This window comes from Segatella bryantii (assembly GCF_022024215.1).
In the GTDB taxonomy this organism is placed as follows: Bacteria; Bacteroidota; Bacteroidia; order Bacteroidales; family Bacteroidaceae; genus Prevotella; species Prevotella bryantii.
The window spans coordinates 134336-155171 of record NZ_CP091798.1 but is presented as its reverse complement, the minus strand read 5'-3'; the positions used below and the strand labels follow the sequence as shown (position 1 = coordinate 155171).

Sequence of the window (20836 nt, the reverse complement as noted above, 5' to 3'; positions counted from 1 at the left end):
AATGAAGCAAGTTATAACAGCAGAAGAACTTTTTTATAAGATAAAAGACTTCCTTACTGACGAGGAAGTTAGTGGCATAATGCGTAATAAGATGATGCACGATACTATTGTGCTCACTTGTCATGAGGGTATCCGAAATACGCAACAAGCTTTCGGTAACCTGTTCTCTCAAGTGGATTTTCTTTGTAAACAGCATCATCTTAGTATAGCCGACAAAATGAGCATACAAACGGCTCGCCGACATTCAAACAGTGACGAGCCTTTATCGAGAGAAGATCTTGCCTATGATGGTAGGGCTATCGCCGTCTTTATCTCAGCTATCTTTTCTAAGGACATACCGGATTTTCTGACGCCTTTTATTCCTCATCATAACCGTCCATCAGCTCCTCATCTTACGATTAACCGTCGTTATATCCGCTGCTCTGTGAACCAATGGACAGAAGACACACTGACGGTGAGTATCGATCAGGAAACTGATACTGATGAATATCTCGTAAAGCTCTATGATGAGGAGAATCATATCGACCATCGATACATAACTCGCCTCATTCAAGAAGGCAGCCAACTAAATCTTCTCGACTGTACTATGACCCACCATGCATTGGTTTCTAGTGACCATCAAAAGCGTATGCAGGTGGTATTGCCACGCTTAATCATTTTCCAACCAGACTTTCTTATCGATATCAGTTCTATAGCTACTTGCTTTGCCGATTATGGTCATCATCCACTGCTTTATCTTCTTCATCAGATGCGCCCAAGAGCTAATAGTCAGGCAACTATCCTTGGTAATTTCGCTGGTAGTGCACTCGATGATATCATCAACAGCAAACATGAATATATTCTTACAGATACCATCAAAAATAATTTCAAAGAGAAAGCTCTAGAATACTGTACTTGTCCACATTTTGATGCAGCCAAATTTTACAAGGATGCTACCACACAGGCAAACAATCTAAAAGAAGTGGTAGATATACTCTTCAAAGGTACACGCTATTTTGATCAGCGAGATCAAACCATCGTATATGATAAAGATAAAGCTATTTTGGAGCCTTCATTTGTATGCGAGGCTTTGGGTATACAGGGACGTGTCGACTTAATGACTACAGACATGAAACTACTTGTAGAGCAGAAATCTGGACGCAATATGAACATCGAGCACCATCAACCCAATCCTCTGTATCATAGTATGCAATTAGAACCGCATTACATACAGCTACTATTATACTATGGTGTGCTCCACTATAACTTCAAGTTGGCCAATAATGCCATTGATATCCGTTTGCTTTACTCGAAGTATCCACCTGCAGACGGACTTATGGTTGTTGCCTTTTATCAAGAATTATTTCGTGAAGCCCTAAAATATCGTAATCAACTGGTATCCAGCCTGATGGCCATCGGTCGAGAAGGTTTTGAAAAGTACATCAACCTATTTAAACCTGAAATACTCAATACAAAAGGATTACAAGATTATTTCTATACCAAATATCTTCGACCACAGTTAGAAGAAGCCACAACTCCACTTCATAGCTTATCGACAATAGAACGAAGCTACTATACCCGAATGATGACCTTTGTACTACAAGAACAAATCGTTGCTAAACTCGGTTATCAAGAAGGGCAAGGCAATGCTATAGCTGATTTTTGGAATATGCCACTATCCGAGAAAAAAGATGCTGGAAATATTTATACAGACCTACGTATTATCGACAAGAAAAAGAGTTCACCATATAATGGCTATGATACCATTATCCTTGAAATTCCAAAACAAGGACAAGACATCCTTCCTAATTTCCGCATAGGCGATATGATATATCTTTATGCTTACGGACACAAGCAGAATGACATAGAAGGAGAACCATTCTCCACTCCAGATATTCGCAAAGCGATACTTTATAAAGGTATATTACAGGAAATCACGACACAACAGTTAACAGTACACCTCAACGATGGTCAACAAAATGAAAAAGTATTTGTTGATACCACCTATGCCATCGAGCATGCAACAAGCGACAGTTCTATCTCAAGTCAAATTAAAGCACTTCATGCCTTCATCTCAGCCGACAAGAGTAAACGTGACCTGTATTTAAGCCAGCGAGCACCTCGTAAAAATGAACAAGTACAACTTACTCGCTCTTACGATACAATACTTGACCCTATCCTACTAAAAGCCAAACAAGCACAAGATTACTTTTTGCTAGTGGGTCCTCCAGGAACAGGTAAGACTTCGCGTGCCCTACAATTTATGGTAAAAGAAGCTTTGGCTAGTGGAAAAACCATTCTCCTCATGTCGTATACCAACCGTGCCGTAGATGAAATCAGCGAGATGCTTGTCGACAACAACATCGATTTTCTTCGAATCGGTAATGCATATTCTTGTGACAAACGATTCCTACCCTATTTGTTAGAAAAAACCATCGAACAATTTCCGAAGATGCAGGCTCTTCAAAAACAAATACAGCAAGCTCGCATCATCGTGGGTACAACAAGCATGATTTCTTCACGACCATATATTTTTAATATTAAGCATTTCGATTTGTCTATTATAGATGAATCATCTCAAATACTCGAACCCAATATTATCGGTTTGATTACTCTTACTAATAAATGTATCTTGATTGGTGATTACAAGCAGCTACCTGCAGTGGTACAACAACGAGAGCAGGATGCAGAGGTAACCGACCCAACACTTCTGGAAATTGGACTCACCAACTGTCGTAACAGTCTTTTTGAGCGACTCATCCATTGGGAATATACTAACGAACGAGAAGACTTTATAGGTATCTTACAACGCTACGGACGCATGCATCCCGAAATTGCAGAATTTCCAAATAAGAAATTCTACTTTCATGAGAACCTACAGCCCGTACCATGTGCACATCAGTTGGAAAAGTCACTGAACTATACGGCCAAAAGTCAAGATACCTTAGATGACATTCTCAAGCAGCATCGTATGCTCTTTATACCTTCCGAATTCTGTGTACGTCCAGACTTGTCCGACAAGGCCAATATTGACGAAGCTGTAATTGTAGCAAATCTGCTTCATCGCATCTATCGCTTCTACGAAGGTCAATTTGATGCCGACAAAACAGTTGGAATCATTGTACCTTATCGCAACCAAATTGCTATGATACGCCAGGAAATAGATAAGCTTGGTATACCAGAGCTACAACACATCAGTATTGACACTGTAGAACGCTATCAAGGTAGCCAACGTGACGTTATCATCTACTCATTTACTATTCAGCATTTCTATCAATTAGAATTTCTAACAAGTAACTGTTTCGTAGAAGATAATCAAATTATAGACCGAAAACTTAACGTAGCTCTCACCCGAGCACGCAAGCAAATGATTATGACTGGTAATCCTCGCATACTCACAGGAAATGAACTATTTAAAGAACTTATGGAATATTGTAAAGAAAAAGGTGGTTATTACATCATAGAATAAAATCGAAGAATAGTATAATACATAGGGGACAAAAAAAAGGGGCTCCGCTGAGTCCCAACCTTTTGTTAACCTTAAATCTAATACTATGAAAAACACGATGCAAAGATAAAGTAAACTCGCTGTTATCGCAAACAATAGGTATAAGAATTGTACTAATGACACGTTTTCTTGATTTAAATCAACCTAATTGTTTTAAATATTTAAAAAATTTGGTTATTCAAAAAACATTTTCTAACTTTGGCAACAGAAAATAAAATATGACGGATTAGAGAATTGGAATTCCGACACTGGACCATGTGTCGGAATTCTAATTTTTTAGTATCTCTCATTAAGTACTAATATAATAAAAATAGAAAATTATGGCTTACATGTCACAAGAAGGCTACGATAAGCTTGTAGCCGAGCTTAAATACTTAGAGTCAGTAGAGCGTCCTAAGGCATCAGCCGCTATCGCAGAAGCTGCAGATAAGGGAGACTTGAGTGAGAATTCAGAATATGATGCTGCTAAGGAAAATCAGGCACATCTTGAGGCTAAAATCAATCAAATTAAGATGACTATTAGCCAGGCAAAAATTGTTGATATGTCTCGTTTGAGTGCAGATGCAGTTCAGATTATGACTACTGTAGAAATGACTAATCTCGGTAACAATGCCAAGATGAAATATACTATCGTTAGTGAGAGCGAAGCCGATCTTAAATCTGGCAAAATATCTATCAAGACTCCTATTGCACAGGGACTGCTTAATAAGAAAGTAGGTGATACCGCAGAAATTAAGATTCCTCGTGGTACCATTCACTTGCGCATTGACAAAATTTCTATCGAATAATCATTCGTATCCCTCAGTAAAAGAGGGATTCCACTAAACCTAAGATCTTATGAGTACAATTTTTAGTAAAATCGCAGCTGGAGAAATTCCTAGCTACAAATGTGCAGAAAACGATAAGTTTTATGCTTTCCTTGATATTAGTCCATTAACCAAGGGCCATACTTTGGTTATTCCTCGTCAGGAAGTAGACTACATTTTTGATATGGAAGATGCAGACTTAGCAGAATTTCAGATATTTGCCAAGAAGGTTGCTAAGGCTATCAAAGCAGCATTCCCATGTAAAAAAGTAGCACAGGTTGTACTTGGCCTTGAAGTTAACCATGCTCATATTCATCTGCTCCCAATGAACAGTGAATCTGACGTAGATTTCCGTAAAGAACATCTCAAGCTCTCAGAGGAAGAATTCAAGGAAATAGCAGACAAGATCTACACTGAATATCAGAAACTCAAGTAAGAGTTATAAAAATATAAAAGAAATCCCTTGCTTTTACATATTTGAAAGCAAGGGATTTCTTTTATATATAAACATTATACAAAGGCATCACCTTTTTTCAGCTGAACCTCATTTACATATTTTCTTACTAATGCAGAAGAATCTTCCTTTTTACAGATGAAAAGAACATTATCATGCTCTGCCACAATATAACCATCCAAGCCGTTGATGACAGCCAATCGGCCTTTTGGCAACTTAATAATATTATTATGCGATTTTTCAAATATCACATCAGAGTCAATAATCACATTATCCCCTTCATCCTGTTTCTCGGCCTCATACACACCATGCCAGGTTCCTAGGTCTCCCCATCCAAAACTACACTTCTTCACATAAACGTCATCGCTTTTCTCGAGTACAACATAGTCCATAGATATATTTGGGAAAGAAGAAAACTTCTCTTTCACAAAAACCTCTTCAGCCTCTATTGTATGTAAATCAGAATTCTTATCAAATACACGGAATACCATGGGTAGTTCTTGGAACAAGCATTTTTTGATAGCATTCACCGTTCCCAAAAACATACCTGTATTCCAATACCATTCACCGCTATCAACAAACATTTGGGCAAAATCCCGATCTGGCTTTTCTGTAAACGATTTCACGCCATAAATAGCATCTATATTCGAATACTCCCCTATCTGTATATAACCGTATCCAGGCTCAGGACGAGTAGGTTTGACTCCCATTGTAAGGATAGTTTCACGTTGTTGAACAAAATCCAATCCTTCACAAATATCCTTTTTAAATGTCTCTTCATCAAAAATCATCTGATCAGAAGGTACAATAACAATATTAGCATTCGGACAATCGAATTCTATACGATGAGTAGCCCAAGCTATACTCGGAGCTGAATTACGCTGAATAGGTTCTGCAAGTATTTGCTTGGATGCCAAACAAGGAAGCTGCTCTCTTACAAAAGAAGCATAAACCTCATTTGTAATAATGTAAATGTGATCTTGAGCAATAATTTTGCTCATACGCTCAAAGGTTTGCTGCAATTGAGTCTTTCCAGTTCCGAAAAAATCAATAAATTGCTTAGGATACTCTGAGCGACTACATGGCCATAGTCTCCGACCTTTACCACCAGCTAAAATCACACAAAAATTATTCGTATTATTCATGATGTAAAAATCAACTTTTGCTGTATTTAATCTATGGTAAAATTAGCCTTTTTAGTTGACACTTCCAAAAATAACACAAGAAATTGCATCTTTTTTAATATTTTTCGGCAAAAAAGTTTGCCAGTTCAAAAATAATGCTTACCTTTGCACCCGTCTTTAAACAAGATGCCATGCCCAGATGGCGGAATTGGTAGACGCGCTGGTCTCAAACACCAGTGCCGCAAGGCATGCCGGTTCGATCCCGGCTCTGGGTACAAAAAAAGGAGAAACTTAATTGTTTCTCCTTTTTTTTGTACCAGTTTTCTTTCTATATAAGTCACAAGCCTATTTTATCTTTGTTTTCTTTTAAGATCTACTCAATTTTAAGATAATATTTGGGTCTTAATACATTGTTCTTATACATTTTATAATAAGAATAGAAAAGACTTGGCAGAAGCATAGCTTTTACAAATTAAAACATAGGGTTTATCAGCTTAAATGTATGGTTTTATCCATCATTGGTTATGGTTTTTCAGAAAGTAAGGGTAAAGCGTTGTAACAAGATACCCAACAGTTAATTCAAAAGCTAAAGATTTCGAGCCAGATGACGTTTTCAGGTGACTATTTATTTGACTCTATATTTTACAGCCTGTACATTACAGGCTGTAAAAATCATTATCGAGGTAAACTATCTATCAATATTTCGATAAGCCTAGGCAAAGCATACTGCTCAATATCAGCTTCTTTTATCCATATATATTCATCAGACAAAATAGGCTTATCTTTGGCTTCCAGGAGATAGAAGTCAGCCAAAAGTATACGGTGACTCAAAACATGCTTTACTTGTTGACGAAGCAAAGTCATTTCACCTGAAAATACCGGTATAGGCTGATTCTCAATTAAAAGCGGTTCCCATAATCCCTGCCAGATATCTCCAGCCGGACGACGACGGATAGCAATCTTCCCCTCATAACGGATATAGATATAGGTAAGTTGACGCGTCTTCATCTTAATCGTTTTCAGTTTAACAGGAAGTCTATCTACCTGTCCCGTGCGATAAGCTACACATTCTTCTGCAAAGGGACAAATGGAACAATCAGGTGATTTTGGTGTACATTGTGTAGCTCCAAAATCCATCATCGCCTGATTAAAATCTGCCGGACGGTCATATGCAACTATATTCTGGGCCAACTGAGCAAAAAGTTTCTTACCATCAGTACTATTAATTGGGGTATCGATTCCCTCATAACGTGCCAATACGCGATAGAAATTTCCATCGACAGCAGCTGTCGGAATACCAAAAGCAAACGATGCAATTGCAGAAGCGGTATAATCGCCTACTCCTTTTAATTTCTTAATTTCATCTAATGTATCCGGGAAATGTCCCAATGCCACAATTTGCTTTGCAGCTACATGTAAATTACGCGCACGACTATAATATCCAAGTCCTTGCCACAATCGCAATACTTCATCCTCTGAGGCTTCAGCCAACTTCTCTACAGTAGGCCACATAGTCATAAAGCGTTGCCAATAATCCATACCCTGTACGACCCGGGTCTGTTGCAAAATAATTTCACTGAGCCAGATAGCATAAGGATTTTGAGTATGCCGCCAAGGTAAATCACGTCCATGAGCATCATACCATTCTAGGAGTTTTGGGGTAAAAGTATTATCCATTAGTGCAAAGATACAAGTTTTTTATTATATTTGCAAAAGAATAAAAATCTATCAAATTATAACGATATGAAAATAGAAGAATACAGACAAGCTATCTTGGAAGCAATGATCCAGGCCAAAGACAAAGATGGTAATCCACGTATCGATGCAGAAGGAGCAAAAGAACTGTTAGACGACTTCACTAATGAAGAACTTGAAGAGGGAATGCCGTTTAATACACCAGAAGAAACTGCAGAAATTCTGCTCGAAGATTAAATCTGCATAAGCTAATATACTTTATCTATACAAGAAAAAAGTCCGGTACAAGATTTCACAATCTCATCCGGACTTTTTCATTTATTATGTGGTTTTTGTGTTGAAATTAGTTTAACGAAAACAAGCGTTACAATATAGCTTTAATGTCTGCTACAATTTGCTCCTCTGTTAAATGATTCTCACGAAGCAATTCATTCACATCATAACGATCATAAAGTTGTTTCTTTACACCGAAGTTGATAACTTTCATATCTGAAGGACCATAGAAACGAGCTATACGCTCACCAAAACCACCATCAAGAGAACCATCTTCTATCGTTGCTACTAACTGGTGATCTTTTTTCAAATCATTAAGCAATGCTTCATCCTCACCAGAGAGATAACGAGGATTAATGAGTGTAGCGTCAATACCATCATTAGCCAAAGCATTTACCACAGCCTCACCCTTTTGATAGAAATCACCAACTGCAATCACTGCTACTTTCTCACCACGATGAGCAACCTTATACTTATTTAACTGAGAATAATCAGTATCAACCTCTTCTAAGCTATGAGCACAACCATACGCTGGCACACGGATAGCAACAGAATACTGCTCTTGCTGAATTGCCCATGTTTCCATAGCAATAAGTTCCTCATATGTAGTAGGAGCCAAATATACCAAATTAGGAATATGACTCAACATAGGGATATCAAAGAAACAGATATGGGTAAAATCGTTCATACCATAGATAGATGAACCCAATACATTGATAACAGCAGGATTACCATTTACGGCTAAATCCTGAGAAAGCTGGTCGTATGTACGCTGCAAGAATGTAGCAAAAGTCGAGAATACAGGATGAGCACCACGCTTAGCCATAGCAGAAGCGATAGCTACACCTTCCTCTTCCGCAATACCTACATCAATAAACTGTTTTCCAGCTTCCTCGCGTCTTTCCTTATCAAAATAGAAGGCAGGAGCGGTACCAGCTGCAATACAAACCATCTTTGGATCTTTCTTCAACTGTTCTGCCATCCACTGACCCAAAAGAGCAGTCATATTTTCCCCATTACCAGGATTTTTCAAGCTACCATCTTCACGATTAAACGGCATATGATAGTGCCAACCTTCTTTATTCTCTACAGCAGGCGCATAACCATGTCCCTTCTCTGTATGAATATGAACAACGATTGGATGATCAATATCCTTGACTTTTTGGAAAGCCTCAACAAGTTTACCAACATTGTTACCCTCTTCAACATAGATATAATCTAAGCCGAAAGCTTTAAATAAGTTATTAGCAGCCTGTCCATTGGTTTCACGGAGTTCCTGTAGATTGCGATAAATACCACCATGATTCTCAGAGATACTCATTTCATTATCATTGAAGATAATAATCGCATTAGTACCTATTTCACCAACAGTATCAAGGCCTTCAAAAGCCTCACCACCAGAAAGAGAACCATCACCGATAACAGCAATAACATTTTCGTGACCACCCAAAACATCACGACCTTTCATCAGACCAGAAGCCAAAGCAACAGAGGTTGATGTATGACCAACTTCAAAATTATCATATTCAGGATTCTCCAATGGAGAAGAATAACCAGATATGCCATCCATCTTTGCAACATCAAGGAAACCTTCCTTACGGCCAGTCAACATCTTATGCGGATAACTTTGATGAGAAATATCAAAAACGATCTTATCTTCTGGCGCATTGAATACATAGTGAAGAGCTACAGTAGCCTCAGTAAAACCCAAGTTAGGACCGACATGACCACCATGCTCACTTACACGATTGAGCACACCTTCACGCACTTCGTCAGCCAAAACATTAAGCTGATCAATTGTCAAGCCCTTTAAATCTTTTGGGCTATTAATATTTTCTATATACATACCTAAATGAATTTTTCAATTTTTGCGGAACAAATTTCCTACTTTACAATCTTATTTACCTTATTATTTTATTCTAAAAGTTACCTATCTGATAAACTGAAGCATTATGACTTATTTTACGAGTGCAAAGATAGATATATTTCATCTTATAAGATATAAACAAATTACAGATAAAAATACCAATTTCAAAGATACCCTATAAAAAAGATAAATCTTTCCATCAAAAGGCATATTTCATTACCATTTATTAAGATTTGGGCGCGTAAAAAGCTGTATATTAACATTAATAACTGATAATTTACCCCGTTTATTGAAGTTTTAAGGTGATTAACTTATTTATTTTGCACTCAAAAATAAAAGTATGTATATTTGCAAACATAAAAAGATACTAAATGTTTTGGTTATAAATTAGGTTATACGTTAATAGTTTATTAGAGTTTTAATGTAAAAAGATTAGTGAATCAGTACAAATCTCTCGCTCCGAGCTCCTTTGCGAAAAGGCGTTCGGAGTTGTTATTTATGAAGACTTGACATCAAACAGATATAACTTTTTCACTTCTTTACTTTTTCACGATATTCAGAAGGAGACATACCTGTTTCTTTCTTAAAGCATTTGCTGAAATACTTGGGATCTGAAAAACCAACAGCATAGGCGATTTCCGAAAAAGAAGACTTACTTCGGGCTACCAATTCTTCAGCTCGCTGCATACGCACATGTCTAACGAAGTCAACTGGAGTCATACCAACGATGCTCTTTATTTTCTCATAAAACACAGTACGGCCGAGGTTAACAGCAGAAGCCAGGTCATCAATACGCAATTCAGGATTACCAATATTGTCCTCTAGAAAATTCATCAAAGTTTTCATCATTTGCTGGTCGGCATCAACGATTTGCGGAGATTCTAATTTATATTCTGCACTATTTTCTGGCGTAATCTGTTCCAAATAACTCTGTTGAAGGGCATGCCGTTGAGAAATTATATTTTCTATTCGACGTTTCAGATAGGTTGCACTAAAAGGTTTAGTAATATAATCATCTATACCTTCCTGAAGACCTTGCAGACGATCTTCGAGCGAAGCCTTTGCCGATAGAACTATAACTGGAATATGGCAGATATCTTTATTCTGCTTAATCTGATGTACCATTGACAATCCATCCATAACAGGCATCATGACATCGGTAATAATAAAGTCTGGCAATTCATCGACCGCTCTTTGCAAACCGATCTTACCATTTTCAGCAGAAATCACTTCATAATTTACTCGTAAAATCTCAGTTAGGAATGAACGCAAATCATTGTTATCCTCTACAATTAACAGTTTACTCTTACTCTGAGAAGATACCTCTACGGCATCACTTACAGGAACGGACAAAGCAGATGAAAATACAGGAGCACTGGCATCATCCACCAAATAATTATCAGTATGATTATGGTCAAGCATTCGATTAACCAAAGCCAACATCTGACGAGAATTACGTTGTACCATATCCAACTGCCGACGCCCTATCTCTGAAAGATTTTCTGTATCTAGCACTTGTGTAACAGGTCCACCTATTAATGTCAAAGGAGTACGAAGTTTATGACCGATTTCAGTAAAGAAGCTAGTCTTCATGCGATCCATTTCTGCATCAAGCTGAGCACGTTTACGTAAAGAATAAACAGAGAAGAACAAATAGAGCAATCCTGCACCAAAGAATACATATAATATTTTAGCCCAAATCGTTTCCCAGAAGGTAGGTTGAGCATGTATCATCAGCGTAGTAACATTATCCATCCACATACCATCAGCATTCGTACTCTTTACCAATAATTTATAATGCCCTGCAGGCAAGTGATTGTAAGAAGCGCAGTGATTAGAGCCTACATAATTCCACGACTTATCCACACCTTCCATCTTATAAGCATAATGAATAAGATAATTGTCGTGATAATCGAGTGCTGAGAAAGAAATGGTAAGATTTCGCTTATCCGAAGGTATTTCTAAAACCTTAGTATATAATATTGGTTGAGGTTCACTCTCACCATTAAATTGGGCACTTGTAAATACAATTCTCGGTTTAAAACTACTTTTCTGTATATTCCGAGGATGAAATATTACAAGTCCTCCCATAGCACCTAAAACAATACGGTCTGTACGAGAATCATAGAATGGTTTTGCTTCAGAGAACTCTATTCTACCGCCCAACTCTCCTGCTCCATATGTACTGTAATCACCTGTTTTAGGATGATAACACTCCAAACTGTTTTCACGAGGAAGCCATAAATTGCCTAAACCATCTTCTACTACAGATAGTGTAATACCTCCTAAAGTATAGGCATTACGCAAGGATTTGAAACGTACATTCCCTTGCAACAAATTACCCTCAGTTATAACCTGCAGGCTACCCGACATAGTAACTACATATATATGTCCATCACGCGTAACACAAGTCTGGAGTACATCACTTGTTTCCAAAGAGGTTGAATCGCCCGGTATATGAGTATAAGTATGAAATTGCATTTGAGCTGGTGATGTCACTTTACCATCAAATACCAAGAGACCATCAGTAGTAGAAGCTATCAGCAGCCCATCCCGTGTTTCCGTTATTCGACGAACCCTGTCAAATTTTTCCTTCGGATAGTTCTTGAAAACATTCCTTGACGACAAAAATCTGATTTTACCATTAGGCATCATCTGCACCAAATTAAGACCACCACCATAAGTAGCCACCCAGATACGATGTTGACTATCTTCAAAAATATCGTAAATATGGTCATCACCTAAAGAATACTTATCTTTGTCATCATGAACCAAATGCTGCATAGCGTTCCCAGGGCATTTGAGATAAATACCATGTACACGATCCCCCATCCAAAGGCGCGACTTGGAATCATGATAAATAGCATATATCTTTTCTGAGAAGGCATATGGATTAGTGCCTAACTCTCCTGTAGAACCAACAAACTGAGCAGTTCCACCATCTGGAGTTACTGAAGCCACCCATCCATTATTCAACCCCGCATATACCAAGCCTGAAGGAAGAGCACAAACCGAACGAACCTCTCGTTTAGAAGCTATCGGAATAATCTGGAAACGGTGCGTATTAAAATTTACCAATGTAAGGTCGTGGGTACTGGTAAACCACATATTACCCTGATAATCGAAAAATTTACGATCGATAGACGGCTCACATGCTACGTCTCCATTTTCTGTTGTAAGCACATAAGGTACTAATTTCTTCTTATGCTCATCATAATAACTGAAAGTACCTTGGTTAGGTACGACCCATACAGTATGATTTCGATCCTCATATACAAAGGGATCTACGCTGGTTGTTTCTACATTAACAGAAGAAGCTGTAGCCATCAGCCATTCTTTACGCAATTGACGATCTATACGTGTAACCCCATTACCTTCAGTGAAAGCCCAAATTGCTCCCCGACTATCCAAATACAAAAAAGTAATCAAAGCGGATGGTTGAGAAGGATTCTGCATAGATAACACTCGTGCCTGATGCGTTCTCTTATGAAACAGCACCACACCAACATTCGTTCCCAAAGCAAGATAATTCTTGTCACGCTCTATGATGGAAGTAATTTTCGTAACCTCCGCAGGTAATGGAAGCCTACGAACATCCTTTGCACCATAATGGTATTCAGCAAGAATGCGATCAGAGGCCAAATAGATATTTCGAGAATGACTTATATTCTTATATTTACTCTCCAAGAAATATTCGAAGTTTATACGAGAAGGTATACGATAATGTGGCAACTCTACTCCATTTTCTGTGAATAACCATGCATTGCCACGACTATCCTCACTCACCTTACGTACATTACCTTTTAGCTTACGACCTATTTTTCCATAAGCTTCTATACCATAACCATTCTTAATATTCACATCATCTATACAGAAGCATAAATTTTCAGCATCTCCAGTCGTTACCCACGTATGTCCATTCTTCAGTGGATAGACATGATTCAAATGAAATTCTACTCCAAATTTTCGTTTAATAATGGCAGTAACATCAACAAACTTACTTGTTTCACAATTAAACAAATATAGATTTTTATCGTATGTAGCACACCAGATATCACCTTGAGAATTTGGTTTAATAGTTAAAAGACGATTCGTAGACAAAACTTCACCGACACCGGGCTGATCACGGAATGTAGTAAAACGATAGCCATCAAAACAGCATAAGCCATTTCGTGTACCAAACCAGATAAGTTGGTTAATATCTTGTTCTATTCCTGAAATATTATTGGCCGCTAACCCATCTCGCACGCTATACGTTTTGACATTACAATAAGGTTGTGCTACGCTTAAGATACTAGTCAAAATAAAGCAAAGGATAATACCAATTCGCCTTTTCATATAATGATTAGATTTAAATAATTAGATTAATCGCAAACTTACCATTTTTTTTTGAGATAGTCAAAAATATTCCCTTAAAATATAATCAGAAGTATTTATTGAATTATGGACAGGTGGAAAATCGTTCATAAAACAGGTGAAACATTATCAGAAAAAATATTCCAACAAAAAATATACACACTAAATCGCTTTTCTTTGTATTTTTGCGATAAAGAATACATAATCTTAAAACACTAATGAAAAGTAAACAACTAATAACTTTATTTATTGTCAGCACAAGTATATTGAGCTTACATGCACAACATTTACCTTATCAAAATCCTTCTTTATCGGCAGAACAAAGAGCAGAAGATCTCTGTAGTCGATTAACATTAGAAGAAAAATGTAAACTCATGCAAAATGGTTCTCCAGCCATCAAAAGACTCAACATACCAGCATTCGAATGGTGGAGCGAAGCCCTGCATGGCACAGCCCGCAACGGATTTGCTACTGTATTTCCTAATACAACAGGCATGGCGGCTTCATGGAATGATCAGTTACTTCTGCAGATTTTTTCAGCTATAGGTAATGAATCACGTATTAAAAATACACTGGCTCGCAAATCAGGAAACATAAAAAGATATCAAGGCCTTTCTATCTGGACACCAAATATCAATATTTTCAGAGATCCACGTTGGGGAAGAGGTCAAGAAACTTATGGTGAAGATCCGTATCTGACAGGTAAGATGGGACTAGCTGTTGTAGAAGGTTTACAAGGACCTAAAAATAGCAAATATTATAAACTACTTGCTTGTGCCAAACATTTTGCCGTACATAGTGGTCCCGAATATCTCCGACATTCATTTAACATCGAAAATCTGCCCGCAAGAGATCTTTGGGAAACCTATCTACCAGCATTCAAGACATTAATACAAGAAGGCAATGTAGCCGAAGTTATGTGTGCATATCATAGTATGGATGGTCTACCTTGCTGTGGTAGTAACAAGTATCTTCAACAAATATTACGTCAAGACTTAGGATTCAAAGGAATGGTTGTTAGTGATTGTGGTGCTATTGGTGATTTCTGGATACAAGGCAGACATGAAGTTGCTCAAGACGCAGCACAAGCATCAGCTCAAGCAGTACTGGCAGGAACAGACGTAGAATGTGGAGCAAACTATGATAAATTACCAGAAGCTGTAAAAAGAGGAGAAATATCAGAAGAAAAAATTAATGTAAGCGTAAAGCGTCTGCTTAAAGCTAGATTTAAACTCGGTGACTTTGATTCTGATAACATGGTGGAATGGACACAACTACCAGAAAGCCTCATTGCTTGCTCTAAACATAAACAGCTTGCCTACCAAATGGCTCAAGAATCAATGACACTTCTTAAAAATAATGGTATACTTCCCCTCCAAAAGAATGCAAGAATTGCAGTTATGGGAGCAAATGCCAACGATTCAATCATGCTTTGGGGCAACTATAACGGCTATCCTACAAAAACTATCAGTATACTAGAAGGCTTGCAAAATAAAAGCAAACATATATCATATATTCCAGGATGTGGTCTGACCAAAAACGAATTCATTGACAGTAGATTCAGCCAATTCAAAACTCCTGATGGCAAAGTTGGTATGCGCGCAACTTACTGGAACAATACTAAAATGAATGGTACACCAGCCACTACTATGGATATTACTGAGCCTATCAATCTCAGTAACGGTGGAGCAACCGTTTTCGCCCCTGGTGTAAATTTAGAACACTTTTCTGCTAAATATGAAGGAACCTTCCATGCAAATAAATCAGAAGATATTCACCTAAAACTTTCAAGTGATGATTTGGCTCGCATAATTATAGACGGTGACACCATAATCAATAGTTGGAAAGCACGCGAAAGAGTCAATGTAAGTGATAAAATTGTACATGTAGAAGCCAACAAAGATTATAAGATACAAATAGATTATGTACAGAATGACGCAGCTGCTATCATACAATTCGACCTTGGGCCATTAGTAAAGATGACAGAAAAAGAGCTCTTACAAAAAGTAGGGGATGCCCAGGTTGTCATCTATGTTGGTGGTATATCACCAAGATTAGAAGGTGAAGAAATGAAAGTAAACGAACTTGGATTTAAAGGAGGCGATCGAACCACTATAGAACTTCCACAATCTCAGCGTGATATGATAGCTTTACTTCACAACTCTGGTAAAAAAGTAATATTTGTAAACTGTTCGGGTGGCGCAATAGCTCTTGAACCGGAAAGCAGAAATGCAGATGCCATTTTACAAGCTTGGTATGGAGGAGAGATGGGTGGACAAGCAGTCGCTGATGTTCTCTTTGGTGATTATAATCCAAATGGAAAATTACCTGTAACCTTCTACAAGAATGATAGTCAGCTACCTGACTATAATGATTATACAATGAAAGGTAGAACGTATCGTTATCTGCACCAAGCTCCTCTTTATCCTTTCGGATATGGATTAAGCTATACCACATTTGCATACGATAATGCCAAATATGACCATCGAAAGGGCAACCTCTCTCTAGAAGTTACCAATACTGGTAAATGCGAAGGCACTACAACGATACAAGTATACATACGACGGACTGCAGATATAAATGGACCTATAAAAACATTAAAAGCTTTCCAAAAAGTTTCATTGCAAGCTAATGAAAAGAAAAGAGTTACAATAAATCTACCTCGCGAACGTTTTGAAGGATGGGATGAAACGACTAACACGATGCGAATAGTCCCTGGAAAATACGAAATCATGGTTGGCCAACATAGTGACGATCCTGATATGAAAAAATTAATTATTTACCTAAAATAAAACCTTAAAATGCAAGAAACAGAAAAAGGAAGTAAACTCTATTTAACTTCTATTGTTTTGGTAGCTGTACTCGGCGGACTTCTTTTCGGATATGATACAGCTGTCATCTCAGGTGCCGAAAAGGGCCTACAGGCCTTTTTTATGAGTGCAAAAGACTTTAACTATACCGATGGCTGGCATGGATTTACCTGTGCTAGCGCCTTGATTGGTTGTATTATCGGTAGTGGCTTATCTGGTATACTCGCTTCGAACTGGGGACGAAAGAAGTCCTTGATTTTTGCAGGCGCCATGTTTTTTATTTCCGCTTTGGGAAGCATGGAACCGGAATTTGTCTTCTTTAATCACGGAGAGGCTACTTTAAATCTATTAGTCACCTTCAACATCTATCGCATCATTGGCGGTATAGGTGTAGGTTTAGCCTCTGCAATTTGCCCAATGTATATCGGTGAGGTCGCACCAAGTGATATTCGAGGTATGCTCGTTAGTTTCAACCAATTTGCTATTATTTTTGGCCAATTAGTTGTTTACTTTGTCAACTTTATCATCTTGGGCAACCATGTTAACCCTATTATTGAGCTGGTTAATGGCGTCAATCAAATTATGAATCCAGAAGCAGCTTCATGGACAGCATCTACTGGATGGCGCTATATGTTTGGTAGTGAAGCTATACCAGCAGGTCTATTTACAATACTTATCTGTCTTGTACCAGAAACTCCTCGCTATCTAGTCATGACGGGAAAAGTAGAACTTGCACGATCTATTCTGACTAAAATCAATGGAAAAAACACGGCAGAACAAATTATCAACGATATCCACAATACCATGACCGAGAAAACCGAGAAATTGCTTTCATATGGTTTCATGTGTATTTTTATAGGTATCATGCTTAGCGTATTCCAACAGGCAGTCGGTATCAATGCTGTATTATATTATGCTCCTCGTATCTTCCAAGATATGGGCATGCAGAACCCTATGGTACAAACCGTCATCATGGGCATAGTTAACATATCCTTCACATTAGTAGCTGTATTTACTGTTGAAAAATGGGGTCGAAAACCATTGCTTATTTGGGGAAGTATTGGTATGGCTATCGGTGCTTTTGGCGTAGCTTTGACATTTGGCAACCCTACTCTTGATTTGGTTACTATGATTTCTATTATGGTATATAGTGCTTCTTTCATGTTCAGTTGGGGACCTATCTGTTGGGTTCTCATCGCTGAAATTTTCCCAAATACTATACGTGGAAAAGCTGTAGCTATCGCTGTAGCTTTCCAATGGATATTCAATTGGATTGTCAGTTCAAGTTTCGTACCAATGTTTAATATGCACTTGTCCGAAGGAGACAATTTCGGTCATTGGTTTACCTATGGTTTATATGGCGTCATCTGTGTAATTGCTGCAATATTCGTATGGAGACTTGTTCCTGAGACTAAAGGTAAATCACTAGAGGATATGAGTAAGCTTTGGAGGAAAAAATAAAAAGAAGCCTAATCTGTCATTCATAGAGAGACTCGTTTTATAATCTATGGAAACATAAGCAGATTATCATAAATAATTATTCTAAATACATCAAGGGGGGGATACATATTCCACCCCTTTTTACATTATAAGAAGACTGCTATTTTTTACTTTTCCATCAAAAAACAGTATCTTTGCGCTATTAATAAGATATAGTATGCAACAATACGTTTTAGAGACACTACAAAAATGCCCATTATTCAAGGGTATGGAACCTTTGGATATAGAAATGGTCATGTCGAGAGTAAACTACAAACTGGTGGTATATGAGAAAAAAGATGTCTTTACTTTAGCTGGTATGCCTTGCCTTCATGCAGACTTTGTTATCCGTGGCATACTAATCTGCCGTATGTCATCTCTATCTGGTAAACAGGTAGAGGTAAGCAGATTAAAACCAGGCAACCTAGTTGCACCAGCCTTTATCTTTGCTAAGAATAAAGCGATGCCTGTTAGTGTAGAAACTGATACAAAAGTTGAAATCCTACGGTTGTCGCCACAAGCTCTCAAAAGCATAATTGATACTGATGAAAAAATACGCATGAATTTTATTGAAGTACTTTCTAATATTGATGTATTTCTCACAACAAAGATGAGAGTACTATCACTCTTTACTATTAAAGAGAAAGTAGCTTACCTACTCTTGGAACAATCAGGAGAGCAAGGTAGTAACAAAATTCACTTACTAAGATCACGCCAAGAAATCGCAGATTCATTTGGCATTCAAAAGTTCTCGCTTCTACGTGTTCTTTCTGACTTTGAAAAAGTAGGAGCTATTAAAATAGATGGCAAGAATATAACAATTCTAAACCGAAGCAAACTGAAATAATATCATTAATCAAATAAAAGCCATGTCCTTTCATCCTCTTCATACCGATATTCCACTGCCCGAGAAAATGAACAATCCATTTTTCTACGAGCCTCATCCACTATGTCTACTTGCAGCAAAAGAAATACAAGCCCATATTCCACAGCTACAATTGAACGAGGGAAAAATGTTTGGTACACTAATCGTTAAAAAAGGAGAAGAACTTGGCTATTTAGCTGCCTATAGCGGACAGATAGAAGCTATTGACGAAAAGCATATTTCTGAAGAAAACTACTTCGTGCCTGCTGTTTTTGATTACTTGAATCCGAAAGGGTATTTCAAAATTAATGAACATCGTATTTCACTGATTAATAAAGAGATAACAAAGTTATCAACAAGTTATCAACAGCTTAAATTACGCCAAGAATATCAAAATTTGGAAGAAAAGAGCAAAGCCCTAATAGTAGAAAAACAAACCGCTATGAAAATTGCTAAAGCAAAAAGGGATAAAACTCGTCAAACAAGAATTCTCACAGAAGAAGAACAGCTGACAATGACACGTGAAAGCCAATACTTGAAGGCTGAAGTACATCGTGCCAAGCTACAATATAAAGAAAAACTACAACTGCTTCGCCAAGAAATAGAGAAGAACGACCAAAAAATAGCTCTTCTAAAACTGTCAAGAAAACAACAGTCTGATCAACTTCAGCAATGGCTATTCTCTCAATTCAATATATTAAACAAAGAAGGAAAGACCAAAAATTTATTGGATATATTCCAAGATACAGCAGCCAAAATACCGCCCGCAGGAAGTGGAGAATGTTGTGAACCTAAGTTGCTACAATATGCCTTTGCAAACCACTATGAACCTATCTGCATGGCCATGTTCTGGTGGGGACCATCACCTAAAACAGAAATCAGACATCACCTTCATTACTACCCTGCCTGCAATGGCAAGTGTAAACCTATTCTTCTTTGGATGCTACAAGGATTAAACATAGAGGATAATCTACTAAACCTGCAAAAAAAACAAGAACTTGAAGAAATATATAGCGACCATGATTTGATAGTAGTATACAAACCCGCTGGCATGTTGAGTGTTCCAGGAAAAAATATTCGGGAATCTGTACTTTCGATACTAAAAGAAAGATATCCAAAAGCTACCGGTCCTATGATTGTTCATAGATTGGATATGGCAACTAGTGGTTTACTTGTTGTAACAAAAAATTTAGAAGCCTACATCAATTTACAAAAACAATTTGCAGAACACACCATCAAAAAAAGATATGTAGCTCTATTGGAACATATTCCTGATCAATCTATAGGTATAGTTGATTTACCACTATTACCTGATATCATGGACAGGCCACGACAAAAAGTGGATAAAAAGAATGGGAAAAAGGCAATAACCAAATATCAGGTTATTGCTCAAAATCGTGTATGGCTTTATCCTTTAACAGGAAGAACTCACCAATTACGCATGCATTGCGCACATGAAGAAGGCTTAAACAACCCAATACTTGGGGATAACTTATATGGTAAGCCAGCAGATAGATTATACCTACATGCTGAATACCTTGAGTTTACACACCCCTCAACAGGAAAACGAATTCATTTTGAATATAAAGCTCCTTTTTAAGTAAAAGCTTAACCAAAAAG

General features: G+C 37.6%; 12 protein-coding genes and 1 tRNA gene. 9 read left to right on the top strand and 4 right to left on the bottom strand.

Annotation, left to right across the window (positions count from 1 at the left end; genetic code table 11):
* The first annotated feature begins 1 nt into the window (after nucleotide 1).
* From L6471_RS04885 to L6471_RS04875, 3 genes are all read left to right on the top strand, one after another.
* Nucleotides 2-3448: a DEAD/DEAH box helicase gene (locus L6471_RS04885; protein WP_237797496.1), complete on the top strand. Its 3447-nt coding sequence runs from the start codon at nucleotides 2-4 to the stop codon at nucleotides 3446-3448.
* 359 nt (nucleotides 3449-3807) lie between these two features.
* The gene (greA, locus tag L6471_RS04880) at nucleotides 3808-4275 is read left to right on the top strand and encodes a transcription elongation factor GreA (protein ID WP_006282662.1); all 468 of its coding nucleotides are present in this window, start codon (nucleotides 3808-3810) and stop codon (nucleotides 4273-4275) included.
* Between the two features lie 49 nt (nucleotides 4276-4324).
* Complete coding sequence (locus tag L6471_RS04875; RefSeq protein ID WP_006282663.1) at nucleotides 4325-4729, top strand: HIT family protein; 405 nt, start codon at nucleotides 4325-4327, stop codon at nucleotides 4727-4729.
* 74 nt (nucleotides 4730-4803) lie between these two features.
* Here the strand turns inward: L6471_RS04875 and L6471_RS04870 are convergent, their stop codons facing one another.
* Nucleotides 4804-5892, bottom strand: a complete 1089-nt coding sequence (locus L6471_RS04870; RefSeq protein WP_006282664.1) for a mannose-1-phosphate guanylyltransferase — start codon at nucleotides 5890-5892, stop codon at nucleotides 4804-4806.
* Between the two features lie 172 nt (nucleotides 5893-6064).
* Here L6471_RS04870 and L6471_RS04865 point away from each other — a divergent pair.
* A tRNA-Leu gene (locus L6471_RS04865) sits at nucleotides 6065-6146 on the top strand.
* Nucleotides 6147-6546: 400 nt separating this feature from the next.
* Here the strand turns inward: L6471_RS04865 and mutY are convergent.
* Nucleotides 6547-7548 carry an A/G-specific adenine glycosylase gene (gene mutY / locus L6471_RS04860; protein ID WP_006282665.1) on the bottom strand — a complete coding sequence of 334 codons (1002 nt, stop codon included), beginning with the start codon at nucleotides 7546-7548 and terminating at the stop codon, nucleotides 6547-6549.
* A gap of 66 nt (nucleotides 7549-7614) precedes the next feature.
* Between mutY and L6471_RS04855 the strand changes: the two genes are divergently transcribed.
* Nucleotides 7615-7803, top strand: coding sequence for a hypothetical protein (locus L6471_RS04855; RefSeq protein WP_237797495.1), 189 nt, complete (start codon nucleotides 7615-7617; stop codon nucleotides 7801-7803).
* 127 nt (nucleotides 7804-7930) lie between these two features.
* On the opposite strand, the gene L6471_RS04850 is transcribed toward L6471_RS04855, so the two are convergent.
* Nucleotides 7931-9685 carry a 1-deoxy-D-xylulose-5-phosphate synthase gene (locus L6471_RS04850; RefSeq protein WP_074614316.1) on the bottom strand — a complete coding sequence of 585 codons (1755 nt, stop codon included), beginning with the start codon at nucleotides 9683-9685 and terminating at the stop codon, nucleotides 7931-7933.
* A 552-nt stretch (nucleotides 9686-10237) separates the two neighbouring features.
* Nucleotides 10238-14044, bottom strand: coding sequence for a response regulator (locus L6471_RS04845; protein WP_237797494.1), 3807 nt, complete (start codon nucleotides 14042-14044; stop codon nucleotides 10238-10240).
* A 236-nt stretch (nucleotides 14045-14280) separates the two neighbouring features.
* Here L6471_RS04845 and xyl3A point away from each other — a divergent pair, with 236 nt between their 5' ends.
* The 4 genes from xyl3A to L6471_RS04825 all read left to right on the top strand — a co-directional run bounded on the left by xyl3A (nucleotide 14281) and on the right by L6471_RS04825 (nucleotide 20816).
* Nucleotides 14281-16854, top strand: coding sequence for a xylan 1,4-beta-xylosidase (gene xyl3A, locus L6471_RS04840; RefSeq protein WP_237797493.1), 2574 nt, complete (start codon nucleotides 14281-14283; stop codon nucleotides 16852-16854).
* A gap of 9 nt (nucleotides 16855-16863) precedes the next feature.
* Nucleotides 16864-18333 carry a D-xylose transporter XylE gene (xylE, locus tag L6471_RS04835; protein ID WP_006282670.1) on the top strand — a complete coding sequence of 490 codons (1470 nt, stop codon included), beginning with the start codon at nucleotides 16864-16866 and terminating at the stop codon, nucleotides 18331-18333.
* A gap of 196 nt (nucleotides 18334-18529) precedes the next feature.
* Nucleotides 18530-19198, top strand: coding sequence for a Crp/Fnr family transcriptional regulator (locus L6471_RS04830; RefSeq protein ID WP_006282671.1), 669 nt, complete (start codon nucleotides 18530-18532; stop codon nucleotides 19196-19198).
* A gap of 22 nt (nucleotides 19199-19220) precedes the next feature.
* Nucleotides 19221-20816, top strand: coding sequence for an RluA family pseudouridine synthase (locus L6471_RS04825; RefSeq protein ID WP_237797492.1), 1596 nt, complete (start codon nucleotides 19221-19223; stop codon nucleotides 20814-20816).
* Nucleotides 20817-20836: the final 20 nt, after the last annotated feature.